The organism is Streptomyces sp. NPDC028722, assembly GCF_040637655.1.
GTDB lineage: Bacteria > Actinomycetota > Actinomycetes > Streptomycetales > Streptomycetaceae > Streptomyces.
This window is the reverse complement of sequence record NZ_JBEZWU010000002.1, coordinates 257472-269954: the sequence shown is the minus strand read 5'-3', so window position 1 is coordinate 269954 and position 12483 is coordinate 257472. Positions and strand designations below refer to the sequence as shown.

Below are 12483 nucleotides of genomic sequence, written 5' to 3'. Positions count from 1 at the left end.
CCTGTCCGGCACCGACTCCGTCCGCTCCGTCCGAAAGGCAGCCATGTCCCAGTCAGCCGACGCCGCACCCGAGACGGAGTCGCCGCTCCCGCGGTTCCCGATGCGGCGCACCTGCCCGTTCAGCGAGCCGCGCGAGTATGCCGAGATGCGCGCGGAGAACCCGGTCTCGCGCGCCGCCCTGAAGGTGAACGGCAAGCCGGCCTGGCTGGTCACCCGGCACGACCACGTCCGGCAGGTTTTGGGCGACAGCCGGGTGAGCTCCAATCTGAAACTGCCGGGCTATCCGCACCAGTTCCACATCCCCGAGGAGATGCTCGCGAAGGTCCGGCTGATGATGCTGAACCTGGACCCACCGGAGCACACCGCGCAACGCCGCATGCTCATACCGGAGTTCACCGCCCGCCGGGTGCGGGAGCTGCGCCCGCGGATCCAGCAGATCGTGGACGAGCACGTGGACGCGATGCTGGCGGCGGGCGGCCCGGTGGACCTGGTCGCCGCCCTCGCGCTGCCGGTGCCCTCGCTGGTGATCTGCGAACTGCTCGGCGTGCCCTACGAGGACCACGGCCGGTTCGAGGAGTGGTCGGCGGCGATGATGAACCACGATCTGAGCCCGGCGGAGTACGGGGCGGCCGTGCAGGCCCTGGACGCCTACCTCGACAAGCTCGTCACCCTGAAGGAGAACGAGCCGGGCGACGACCTCATCAGCCGCTTCCTGGAGAAGAACCGCACCGAGCGGATCGCCGACCACGCCGACGTGGTGACGATGGCACGGCTGATGCTGGTCGGGGGCCACGAGACGACGGCCAACATGATCGCCCTCGGGGTGCTGGCCCTGCTGCGGCACCCGGAGCAGATGGCCGCGCTGCGAGCCGACCCCGAGCTGCTTCCCAACGCCGTCGAGGAGTTGCTGCGGGTCTTCTCCATCTCCGACTCCGGCACCGCCCGGGTCGCGGCGGAGGACATCGAGGTCGGTGACATCACCATCCGCGCCGGCGAGGGCATCCTCGCCCTGAACAACGCGGCGAACCACGACGAGTCCGTCTTCCCCGACCCGGACACCCTCGACATACGCCGCAAGGAGGCCCGCGGCCATCTGGCGTTCGGCTACGGCATCCACCAGTGCATCGGCGCCAACCTCGCCCGGGTGGAGCTGGAGGCCGTCTACGGCACGCTGGTGCGCCGCGTCCCCGGCCTCCGGCTGGCCGCCGAGCCGGACGAGCTGCGGTTCAAGGACGACGCCATGGTCTACGGCGTCTACGAACTCCCCGTCACCTGGTGACGGCCGACCCGAACGGACTCCCCCTCATGCGTGTCACCACCGAACGCGCCCGGTGCGTGGGCTCCGGCCAGTGCGTGCTCCTCAGCCCGGAGGTGTTCGACCAGGACGACGACGGTCTGGTGACGGTCCTGCGGGAGGAGCCGGCCGAGGAACTGCGCGAGCAGGTCCTCGAGGCCGCCGACCTGTGCCCGTCGCGCACCATCCGCGTGCACGGCTGACACCCCGGCGAACGCGACGGCGACGGGAGGGTGCCGCGCGCTCCCGTCGCCGTCGGATCAGCGGGGACCGGGCCGGGATCCGGTCAGGGACCGCGCCGGCTACGGGAAGCGCCGGAGTCCCTTGCGGGCGACGCCCGCAAGGGACTCCGGCGCTGCTTCCGCTTCCTTGCCGACCGCGGGGTGCACCGCTCCCCCGGGCCGCGGGAACGCGGCGCCCTCTCCGGCCCGGTGCCGCTGCCGCGCCCGGTCCCCGAGGACCTGCCTCACGACCGCGCCGCCTGCTCCGCCAGCAGGCCGAGCACCTGCGGCTGATGGGACGTGAGGTAGAAGTGGCCGCCCCGGAACACATGGAACTCGAACGACGCGTCCGTGTGGCGTGACCAGGCGCGTGCCTCGTCCACGGTGACCTTGGGGTCGTCGTCGCCGACCAGGGCGACGACGGGGCACCGCAGGTTCGGTCCCGGCTCGTAGACGTAGGTCTCGGCGGCGCGGTAGTCGGCGCGGATCGCGGGCAGAGCCATGCGGATCAGTTCGACGTCGTCGAGGATCGCCGCGTCCGTCCCGCTCAGCCGCCGCATCTCCTCGACGAGTCCGTCGTCGTCACGCAGATGGACGGATTCGCTGCGCGGGCAGGACGGGGCGCGGCGGGCGGAGGCGAACAGCGCGTGCGGGACGACGCCGTGGTCGCGTTCCAGCCGGCGGGCCACCTCGAAGCCCAGGGTCGCCCCCATGCTGTGCCCGAAGAGGAGCAGCGGGCGGTCCGTCCACGGCAGCAGCACGGACGTGACGTGGTCGGCCAGTTCCTGGATGCTCTCGGCACACGGCTCGGTGCGGCGGTCCTGGCGGCCCGGGTACTGCACGGCGAGCACGTCCACGGACACCGGCATGCTCGCCGAGACCGGGTGGTAGAAGGTCGCCGAGCCTCCCGCGTGCGGCAGGCACACCAGCCTGACCGCCGCGTCGGGGCGGGGGTGGTAGCGGCGTATCCAGAGACGGTCGTGCTCCGTGAGCGTGGTCATGGGGCGGGCGTATCCCTTCCTGGCGGTGGCCGCGTCACGCGAGGACGCGGCCGGGGCCCCAGCAGTCTCACGCGAGCGGGGGACGGCCGGCCACCCCTATCCGCCCCAACCGCGGTGCGCCGCTCAGGCGTTGAGGTAGGCGAGCACCGCGAGCACCCGGCGGTTGCTGTCGCTCGACGGTGGCAGCGTCAGCTTGGTGAAGATGTTGGAGATGTGCTTCGCCGCCGCGCCCTCGGTGACGGTGAGCCGCTGGGCGATCGCCGTGTTGGAGCAGCCCTCGGCCATGAGCTCCAGCACCTCCCGTTCCCGCGCGGTGAGCGCGGCCAGTGGCCGGTCCCGGGAGTGACTGGTCATCAGCTGGGCGACCACGGCGGGGTCCATGGCCGTACCGCCGGCCGCGACCCGGCGTACGGCGTCGATGAACTGCTCGTCGTCCAGGACGCTGTCCTTCAGCAGATAGCCGATGCCTCCGGTGCCGTCCGCCAGCAGCTCGCGGGCGTACATCTGCTCCACGTGCTGGGAGAGGACGAGGATCGGCAGGCCCGGCTGCTCCCGGCGGGCCCGCAGGGCGGCCTGGAGGCCCTCGGTGGTGAAGGTGGGCGGCAGCCGTACGTCGACGATGGCCACGTCGGGCCGGTGCTCGGCGAGCGCCGAGGCGAGGTCGGTGCCGTTGTCCACCGCCGCGGCCACCTCGCATCCGTACGCCTCCAGCAGTTGGATGATCCCCTGCCTCAGGAGGAAGAGGTCTTCGGCGAGGACAACGCGCACGGCAGCTCCATCTTGATCACGGTCGGACCCCCCGGAGGGCTGTTGATCTCCAGGATCCCGTCAAAGGATGCCAGCCGCCGCCGGATGCCCGCGAGGCCGCTCCCGGCCGACGCGTCGGCGCCGCCGCGGCCGTCGTCGGTGACGCGGGCGTGCAGGGTGTCGTCCTCGCACCAGGCGACGATCTCCACGCGCCGCGCGTCGGCGTGCTTGAGGGCGTTGGTGAGCAGCTCGGAGACCGCGAAGTAGACGGCGGACTCGACCGGGTCGGGCAGCCGGCCGGGAAGGTCCACCACCGCGGTGACGTCGAGCGGGCTGGCCAGGCCCAGCGCGCGCAGGGCGTCGGCCAGGCCGCGTTCGGCGAGGACCGGCGGATGGATGCCGTGGACCAGGTCGCGCAGTTCGCGCAGGGCCTGCACGGAGGAGGTGCGGGCCTGCCGCAGCAGCAGCCGGGCCTCCTCGGGATCCTGGTTCATCTTACGGTCCACGGCACCGAGTTGGAGGCCCAGGCCGACCAGCCGGGCCTGTGCGCCGTCGTGCAGGTCGCGTTCGATGCGGCGCAGTTCGGCGGCCTGGATGTCGAGGGCCCCGGAACGGGTCTCGGACAGCTGCTGTACCCGCACGGCGAGCCGGGAGCCGCGGGTCGGGCCGAGCAGGAACCGGACGAAGTAGGCGTACCCCTTGAGCACGAGCGGGCCGAGGAACAGCCAGCCGGCGAGCACGACGAGCGCCAGCAGACCGGCGGCGAAGGCGGCCGGCCAGCTGTCGACGGTGACGGAGGCGTACCAGCGGCCCCGGCCGTCGTGCGCGAGGGGCCGCCACAGGCCGCAGGCCAGGAACAGTCCCTCCCCCGCGTAGTAGAGCAGGGCGGCCGGCACGAACCCGGCGAGTCCGACGACGCAGTTGAGCAGGAGCCACAGCAGGTCCCGCCAGGTCGCGGGGTCGGCGAGGATCCACTTGCAGCGGCGCATCCAGCCGACGATGTCCTTCTCGATCTCCTCCGGTTCGGGCCGGTAGGGCCGCTCCACCGGGACGCCGGAGCGTGCGGCCGCCCGCCGGTTGAGGTCGCACAGCCGGCGCACGGCCCGGGTCAGGTAGGGCAGTGCGAGAAAGCCGATGCCGATCAGGCACAGGACGGTGAAGTAGGTGGTGGTGACGAAGAGGACGATCGACAGCAGGGCTCCGGTGGCGACGGCCACGCCGACCAGGGTGTCCAGGGTGGCGCGGCCGAGTCGGCCGCGCCACGTGACCGGCACAGTCTTCATGTCCTCATGCTCCCATCCCCGGCCGCCGGTCAGGGAGGGGCCGCCCCCGCTCGGGGGTAGCGGGGACGGCCCGGTCAGGGGGTGGGTCACGCGGCCTTCACCGTGTCCACGGCGGGGTTGCGCATACCGCGCCAGGAGGGCAGCAGGGTGGCGCCGAAGACCAGCAGCACGGACCCGCCGACGATGGCGAGGTAGATGCCGACGGACCCGGACGGCAGATAGGAGTCGCTCTTGACGAGGCTGTAGGGGACGATCGTCATCGCGGCGGCGACGGTGCCGAGGACGGTGGCGACGACCCCGATCAGCACGCCCTCGACGGTCAGCATGCCGATCACCTGGGCGCGGGTGGCGCCGGTGAGCCGCTGGAGGCCGAACTCCGCGCGCCGTTTGCGGGTGACGGACACCAGGGTGTTGACGACGGTGATCGCGGCGTACCCGACGATCATGGCGACGATGGTGTAGTTCGCGGACACCAGGATCTGCTGGATCTGGTTGTTCCGGCCGGCCAGGGAGGAGCTGTCGTCCAGTTCGGTGCCGGGCACCCGGGCGGCCAGTGCGGCGAGGCGGCCGTGGACCTCGGTGCCGCCGCCGCGCGCGGCGCGGACCAGGATCTGGTGCGGCAGCCCGTCACCGGTGTGCGGGGCCAGGGCCGCCGCGGGCAGCGTCAGGTACTGCTGCTTGGGGTTGTCGGTGTAGAGGGCCACGACGACGGGGTGTACGGCGGTGCCGTCGCCCAGGTGCATCGGCAGCCGGTCGCCGACCCGCACGCCGTACGCGCGCGCCTTCTTGTCGGACAGGGCCACCGTGTCGCCGTGCAGGCCGCCGAGCGAGCCGGCGACGACGGGGAGGTCCAGGCTCTGGCGTGCCCCGTCGGCGGAGACGCCGCGCAGGTCGACGTCGGCCGGGCCGTCCGGGCGGTCCACGAAGCCGCGGCTGGTGACGAACTCGGAGGCCGCGGCCACTCCGGGCGTGGCGCGGACCGTGTCGACGACGCCGGGCGCGAATCCGCCGGTCGTGGAGTCGAGGACGTAGTCGGCGAGGATGTTGCGGTCGTAGGAGGTCCGGGAGACGTGGTCCTCGGTGGACTGCATGTACAGGGTGCCCGTGGCGATGCCGATGAGCAGGACGATCGGCGCGACGGCGCCCGCCATGCGGACGTTGGCGGTGGCGGCGTTGCGCAGCGCGAGGTGGCCGGAGAGCCCGGACAGCAGCCGGACGGGCAGCCGGAGCAGCGCCACCAGGGCCCTGGTGAGACCGGGCGCGAGCAGGGTGAGGCCGATGCCGAACAGCACGGAGGCGGGTCCGGCGGTGCTGGCGAGGGTGGGGCCGTCCTCCATCACGGTGGCGGTGGCGACGGCCAGGCCGATGCCGTTGGCGAGGAAGAACAGCGCGAGCAGCAGCCGGGGCACGCTGAACCATTGGGTGCCGGCGGTGGCTTCGGCCAGGGCGGCGACCGGTTCGGTGCGGGCGGCCCGGCGTCCGGCGAAGCGGGTGGCGCCGGCCGCCGCGAGGACGGTGACGGCCGCTCCGACCGCCATCGGCATCCAGCCGGCGTGGTAGACGATCGCCGACGACACCACGCCGCTGCCGGTCAGCACCCCGAACAGCAGTCGCCCGACGGCGTATCCGGGCAGCAGGGCGAGCAGTACGGATCCCACCGACAGCACGGCCGTCTCGGTGAGGATCATCCGGCGCAGCTGCTTCGGGGTGGAGCCCACGGCCCGCAGCAGGGCCATCTCGCGGGCACGCTGCTGGAGGGAGAGGCCGAGGGTCGAGGCGACGCCGAACATCACGATCAGGACGACCGACGAGCCGAAGACCGCCGCGAGGATGACGACGGTACGCCGGCTGGACAGGGTGCCGGGCAGCTCGGCCAGCCCCCGGCGCTCGCCGGTGAGCACCTCGGCGCGGTCACCGACGGTGGCGCGCACCGCGTCGGCGACGACGGTGACGCTCGTGCCCGGCTCGGGCAGCACGCCGATGGAGTCGATCCGGCCGCCCCCGAGGGCGCGTGCCTCGTGGTCCGTGAAGAACACGGCCGCGTCGGGGTTGTGGTCGCCGCGCTGCTCGGCGATGCCGCTGACCCGGAACCGCCGGGCGGTGCCCCGGACGACGATGTCGACCGAGGACCCCGGGCGGGCGCCGGCCCGCCGGGCGAGTCCGGCATCGAGAACGGCCTCGCCGCCGGCGACGGGGGTTTTACCGGCGGCGAGGGTATAGGGGGTGAGCCGGGCGCTCGCCCAGCCGTGGCCGTACGAGGCGGACTCGCCGGTCACCGGCCTGCCGTCCTTGAGGACGGTGGCCGGGAACGACACGTCGGCGACGGCCGTGCGCACACCGTCGGTCCCGGCCACCTCGCCGGTCAGGCCGGCGTCGATGCGGTGCCGCTCCGTCAGTGCGCTGGAGTCATGGGTCTGTTCACCGGTGACGACGACCGGGGCGCCGCTCAGGCGCTGCGGGTCGGCCGCCATGCGGACGCCCGTCTCCATCAGGCCGCCGCAGCCGATGACGATGGCGGCGCCGAGGAACATGGCGAGGAAGGTCGCGACGAAGCTCGTCCTGCGGAACTTCAGGGTGCGCAGTGCCAGGCGCCACATCAGTATCGTCCCCCCGAGTGCTGCGGCGCGCTCTGCCGGTGGGCGTCGTCCTCCCAGGCGCCGAGCCTGGTCATCCGGGCGGCGACCGCGTCGGCCGTCGGCCGGAGCAGTTCGCCGGCGAAGGTGCCGTCGGCGAGGAAGACCACGCGGTCGGCGTGGGAGGCGGCGACCGGGTCGTGGGTGACCATGACCAGCGTCTGGCGGGCGGTGTCCACGGACTCGCGCAGCAGGCCGAGGACGGAGGCGGCGGTGCGGGTGTCGAGGGCGCCGGTGGGCTCGTCGGCGAAGACCACGGCGGGACGGGTCACCAGGGCGCGGGCGATGGCGACGCGCTGCTGCTGGCCGCCGGAGAGCTCGGACGGCAGGTGGCCGAGCCGGTCGCCCAGGCCCACGCGCTGGACGACGGTGCGGATCAGGCTCTTGTCGGGTCGCTGACCGGCCAGTTGCAGCGGCAGCGTGATGTTCTGCATGACGGTCAGCGCGGGCAGCAGGTTGAAGGACTGGAAGATGAAACCGATCCGGTCGCGGCGCAGTTTGGTGAGCTGGGTGTCGTCCAGGCCGGCGAGGTCGGTGCCGCCGACGGTGACCGTGCCGGAGGTGGGCTGGACCAGTCCGGCGGCGCAGTGCAGGAAGGTGCTCTTGCCGGATCCGGACGGGCCCATCACCGCGGTGAAGGTGCCGTCGGCGAAGCTCACGCTGAGCCCGCGGAGCGCGGCCACCTGGCTGTCTCCTCGCCCATAGGTCTTCGACACGGCGTCCAGCCGTACCGCCTCCGTACGACGGAGGTCCTGTGAAGTGTGCACTCGGGGCTCCCCTAAGAGATGACGCGCCTCTCACGCGGTGTCTGCGGACCACATTAGGAACACCGCGGCCGCGGCACATTGGCATTGACCGGCCGGTTCGAGGTAGAGGTTTCTCTACCTCTGCGGGTCAGGTTCCGGCAGGTTCCCGGTGGAATTCGTGCAGCGGTGTCACCACCGTGTCCGAATATCTGGCTCTCCTGCGAAAGGGCCGATTGCCACCCGTGTCCCGGGGCGTTGCTGCGGGTACGGTCGAAGCCGACCGAAGAATCCACGGAAGATGGGAAGTCGTATGGCCAGCAGTCCCGACCACGAGCTGACCGCACATGTCCGGCCCGACGGTTATCTGGAGCTGTTCTCACAGCGCACCGGTAAGCGGCACCGGTGCGGCCCACGTGGGACGACGATGTGGCTGGCGCTCCGGCGCAGCGACTGGCGACCGGAATTGGCCGCGGATGAAATCGCCTTGCGATTAGGTGTCGACCCGGACAGTGTCCGATGTGATATTCAGGCATGGTTGGCGCATTTCCATGAGGCCGGCGAGTAAGCGGAATGCGCGGCGCGGGCGGCTTTTCAGCCGCCCGCGCCGGATCACGTGAGATACCCGTTCCCGTCCGAGGGGACCGGCTCCGGGAGTACGGGCTCAGGCGGCCCGGGCCGCCGGTGATGCCGTCAACCACGACTCGACCGCCTCGGCGGTGGTCGCCGCGAAGTCCTCCAGCAGCGTGAAGTGCGTGCCGGGTACCTCGGCCGGCCGGTGCTCCGCCGGCCAGACCGCCCGCCAGTCGTCGGTGCCGGTGGCGAAGGACTCGGTGGGCCGCACGAACAGCACGGGTGCGGTCAGGGCGCCGGGCAGGCAGTGCTGGATCAGGTCGCTGTAGCGGCTCATCGCGGCGAGGCGGGCGGTCCCGAAGCCGCCGAGGGACGACTCGCGGTCCAGCATGCCGTCGAACATCTGCCGCCACAGCCCGTCCTTGCCGTCGTCCCCGGGCAGATAGGTGTCCAGCAGCACCACCCCCGAGGCCGGCTGTCCGGCCTTCTCCATGAGTTCGGCCGCCGCGTGGGCGAACTGGCCGCCGGAGGAGTAGCCGACGAGCACGTACGGCCGCTCGTCCGGGCAGGCCCGGCGGATGCCCTCGACGACCACCTCCAGCACCGCGTCCACGGAGAGCGGCAGTGCCTCGCCGGGGCCGAAGCCGGGCATCGCGGGCACCAGGACCTCCCGGCGGCCCTGGAAGTGCCGGGCGAAACGGGCGTACTGGTGGGCGCCGCCGAGCGCCATGGGCGAGGGCAGGCAGACGAGCCGCGGGGAGGCGTCGCCGCCGGCCAGCCGCACCGGGTCGGTGATGCCGCCGATCTCGGTCAGGGAGGAGAAGCCGGGGAGGATGCCGGCGACGGTGCGCAGCAGCTCGATGGCCTGCGCCATCCGCCCGTCGGCCGCCGCGCGCCGCACCAGCCCGCCGACCGATTCGAGGTCGTCGGCGCCGGCCGGGTCTGTGACGCCGCCGGCCAGCTGTCCGCGCAGGACGGCCGCGAGGGCGGCCGGGGTGCGGTGGTCGAAGACGGCACCGGCCGGCAGGGTGGCGCCCAGGGCGGTGCCGAGGGCGCCGCGGAGTTCGGCGGCGGAGACGGAGTCCATGCCGATCTCCAGGAAGACGGCGTCGGGCTCGACGGCCTCCGGTCCCGCGTGGCCGAGGATCGCGGCGGTCTGGGCCCGGACGATGTCGGTCAGCAGCGCCTCCTGTTCGGACGGCGGGGCATCGGCCAGCCGCTGTCGCAGCGGCCCGGTGTCCGCGGCGAAGGTCCCGGCGGGCGGCACGGGTTCGGCCAGGGGGCCGGCGCTGAGGGCCACGTCCGCGTTCAGCCAGTACCGGTCGCGCCGGAAGGCGTAGGTGGGCAGTTCGGCACGGGCCGTACCGGGAAAGAGCGCGGCCCAGTCGGGAGCGAGACCGTCGGCGTACAGCCGGGCGAGGCCCGCCATGAGGGTCGTGGGTTCGCTGCCGTGGCGCCGGCCCAGAGCGACGAAGAGGGCGCCGTCGGCGTCCGGGCACGCGCGGGCGAGGCCGGTGAGGACGGCGTCGGGGCCGAGTTCCACGAAGCGGCCGGCGCCCGCGGCGGAGAGGGCGGCGACGGCGTCGGCGAACCGGACCGTCTCCCGGACGTGCCGCACCCAGTAGCCGGGGTCGCACAGCTCGTCCTCGGCGGGGCGGCCGGTGAGGGTGGACACCAGCGGGATGCGCGGCACGCGGAAGGCCAGCTTCTCGGCCACGGCCCGGAACTCGTCGAGCATGTCTTCCATCAGGGGTGAGTGGAAGGCGTGCGAGGCGGAGAGCCGCCTGGTCTTCGCGAAACCGTCCGCGGCGGCGAGCACCGCCGCCTCCTCGCCGGAGAGGACCACCGAGGACGGCCCGTTGACCGCGGCGAGTCCGACCCGGTCGTCCAGCAGCGGCCGTACCTCGTCCTCGGTGGCCTGTACGGCGATCATCGCGCCGCCTTCCGGCAGCGCCTGCATCAGCCGGCCGCGGGCGGCGACCAGCGTGCAGGCGTCGTCCAGGTCGAGGACGCCCGCGACATGGGCGGCGGCGATCTCCCCGACGGAGTGACCGGCCAGGACGTCGGGCCGGACACCGAAGGACTCCAGCAGCCGGAACAGCGCGACCTCGAACGCGAACAGCGCCGACTGCGCGTACCGGGTGCGGTGGATCGCGTCGGTGTCGTCGCCGGCCAGCACCCCGGCCAGGTCCAGGCCGAGCCGGGCGTCGATCGCGTCGAAGGCGGCGGCGAACACCGGGTAGCGGGCGCGCAGTTCGAGGCCCATGCCGAGGCGCTGGGCGCCCTGCCCGGTGAACAGGAAGACGGTGCGGGTGCCGGTGCGGGCCCGGCCGGTGGCGGCCGTGGGTGGGGGCGCCCCGGTGGCGAGGGCGCGCAGAGCGGCAAGCAGCTCCTCCCGGTCGGTGCCGGTGACGGCGGCGCGGTGGTCGAAGGCGGTGCGCCGGGTGCCGAGCGCCCGGGCGACGGCCGCCGGATGCAGCCCGGGCCGGTCCGCCAGGAACGTGTGCAGCCGCTCGGCCTGTGCGGGGAGGGCCTGGGCGGAGCGGGCGGACAGGGGCCAGACGACGGCGGGGGCGTCCGCTTCGGTGTCCGCCGGGTCCGTCGGCTCCGCCACGGGCGGCTCCTCGAGGACGACATGGGCGTTGGTGCCGCTGATGCCGAAGGAGGAGACGCCCGCCCGGCGCGGACGGTCCGTCGCCGGCCAGTCCCGCTCCTCGGTCAGCAGCCGTACCCGTCCCGCGTCCCAGTCGACCTTCGTGGACGGCCGGTCCACATGCAGCGTCCTGGGCAGCACCCCGTTGCGCATCGCCATCACCATCTTGATGACACCCGCGACCCCCGCGGCCGCCTGCGTGTGCCCGATGTTCGACTTCACCGACCCCAGCCACAACGGAGCCTCCCGAGCCCGGTCCTGACCGTAGGTGGCCAGCAGCGCCTGCGCCTCGATCGGGTCACCCAGCGTCGTCCCCGTCCCGTGCGCCTCCACCACATCCACGTCCGCGGCCGACAACCGGGCCGACGCCAGCGCCTGCCGGATCACCCGCTGCTGCGACGGACCGTTCGGCGCCGTCAGCCCGTTGGACGCACCGTCCTGGTTCACCGCCGAACCCCGCACCACCGCCAGCACCTCGTGCCCATGACGCCGGGCGTCCGACAACCGCTCCAGGACCAGGACGCCCAGTCCCTCGGAGAACCCGGTGCCGGCCGCGTCGTCGGCGAAGGAGCGGCAGCGCCCGTCCGGGGAGAGCGCGCCCTGCCGGCTGAACTCCACATACGTGCCCGGCGAGGCCATCACCGTCACTCCCCCGGCCAGCGCCAGCGTGCACTCGCCCTGCCGCAGCGCCTGCGCGGCCAGGTGCAGCGTGACGAGCGACGAGGAGCAGGCGGTGTCGACGGAGAGCGTCGGGCCCTCCAGCCCGAGGGTGTAGGCGACCCGGCCGGAGACGATGCTGCCGGAGCCGAAGCTGCCGAAGTAGTCGTGGTACATGACGCCCGCGAACACCCCGGTGCGGCTGCCGCGCAGCGTGGCGGGGTCGATCCCGGCGTTCTCCAGGGCCTCCCAGGAGCCCTCCAGCAGCAGCCGCTGCTGCGGGTCCATGACGAGGGCCTCGGACGGGGCGATGCCGAAGAAGCCGGCGTCGAAGTCGCCCGCGTCGTGCAGGAACCCGCCCTGCCCGGTGCAGGAGCGGCCCGGCGCGCCCGGGGTCGGGTCGTACAGGTCCGGGTCCCAGCCACGGTCGGCGGGGAAGTCGGTGATGCCCTCCCCGGCGTCCGCGACCAGGCGCCACAGGTCCTCCGGGGAGTGGACTCCGCCCGGGTAGCGGCAGGCCATGCCGACGATCGCGACCGGTTCCCGGGCCGCCGCGGTCAGCGCGCGGTTGCGTTCCCGCAGCCGCTCGATCTCCTTCAGCGAGGCGCGGAGTGCCTCGACCATCCTGGTGTCCGGATTCTCGGACTCGGCCATGGTCCTCTTCCTTGTCGCGGGCGT

At 73.2% G+C, this 12483-nt stretch carries 9 protein-coding genes; 3 read left to right on the top strand and 6 right to left on the bottom strand.

Annotation, left to right across the window (positions count from 1 at the left end):
* The first annotated feature begins 43 nt into the window (after positions 1-43).
* On the top strand, positions 44-1279 hold the full coding sequence (locus tag AB0F03_RS03790; RefSeq protein ID WP_361986190.1) for a cytochrome P450: 1236 nt from the start codon (positions 44-46) through the stop codon (positions 1277-1279).
* 26 nt (positions 1280-1305) lie between these two features.
* Complete coding sequence (locus tag AB0F03_RS03785) at positions 1306-1497, top strand: ferredoxin (protein ID WP_361986189.1); 192 nt, start codon at positions 1306-1308, stop codon at positions 1495-1497.
* Between the two features lie 263 nt (positions 1498-1760).
* On the opposite strand, the gene AB0F03_RS03780 is transcribed toward AB0F03_RS03785, so the two are convergent.
* The 5 genes from AB0F03_RS03780 to AB0F03_RS03760 all read right to left on the bottom strand — a co-directional run bounded on the left by AB0F03_RS03780 (position 1761) and on the right by AB0F03_RS03760 (position 7946).
* Positions 1761-2516, bottom strand: coding sequence for an alpha/beta fold hydrolase (locus tag AB0F03_RS03780; RefSeq protein ID WP_361986187.1), 756 nt, complete (start codon positions 2514-2516; stop codon positions 1761-1763).
* 123 nt (positions 2517-2639) lie between these two features.
* Positions 2640-3284 carry a response regulator transcription factor gene (locus AB0F03_RS03775; protein WP_361986185.1) on the bottom strand — a complete coding sequence of 215 codons (645 nt, stop codon included), beginning with the start codon at positions 3282-3284 and terminating at the stop codon, positions 2640-2642.
* Entirely contained in the window at positions 3248-4546 is a 1299-nt protein-coding gene (locus AB0F03_RS03770; RefSeq protein ID WP_361986183.1) for a sensor domain-containing protein, read from the bottom strand. Before AB0F03_RS03770 ends, AB0F03_RS03775 begins: the two co-directional genes overlap by 37 nt.
* Positions 4547-4632: 86 nt before the next feature.
* The gene (locus tag AB0F03_RS03765) at positions 4633-7143 is read right to left on the bottom strand and encodes an FtsX-like permease family protein (protein ID WP_361986182.1); all 2511 of its coding nucleotides are present in this window, start codon (positions 7141-7143) and stop codon (positions 4633-4635) included.
* Positions 7143-7946, bottom strand: coding sequence for an ABC transporter ATP-binding protein (locus AB0F03_RS03760; protein WP_361986180.1), 804 nt, complete (start codon positions 7944-7946; stop codon positions 7143-7145). The genes AB0F03_RS03765 and AB0F03_RS03760 overlap by 1 nt, the downstream gene beginning before the upstream one ends.
* Before the next feature lie 289 nt (positions 7947-8235).
* Here AB0F03_RS03760 and AB0F03_RS03755 point away from each other — a divergent pair, with 289 nt between their 5' ends.
* Positions 8236-8490, top strand: a complete 255-nt coding sequence (locus tag AB0F03_RS03755) for a hypothetical protein (protein WP_361986178.1) — start codon at positions 8236-8238, stop codon at positions 8488-8490.
* 96 nt (positions 8491-8586) lie between these two features.
* On the opposite strand, the gene AB0F03_RS03750 is transcribed toward AB0F03_RS03755, so the two are convergent.
* Positions 8587-12459, bottom strand: a complete 3873-nt coding sequence (locus AB0F03_RS03750; protein WP_361986176.1) for an alpha/beta fold hydrolase — start codon at positions 12457-12459, stop codon at positions 8587-8589.
* Positions 12460-12483: the final 24 nt, after the last annotated feature.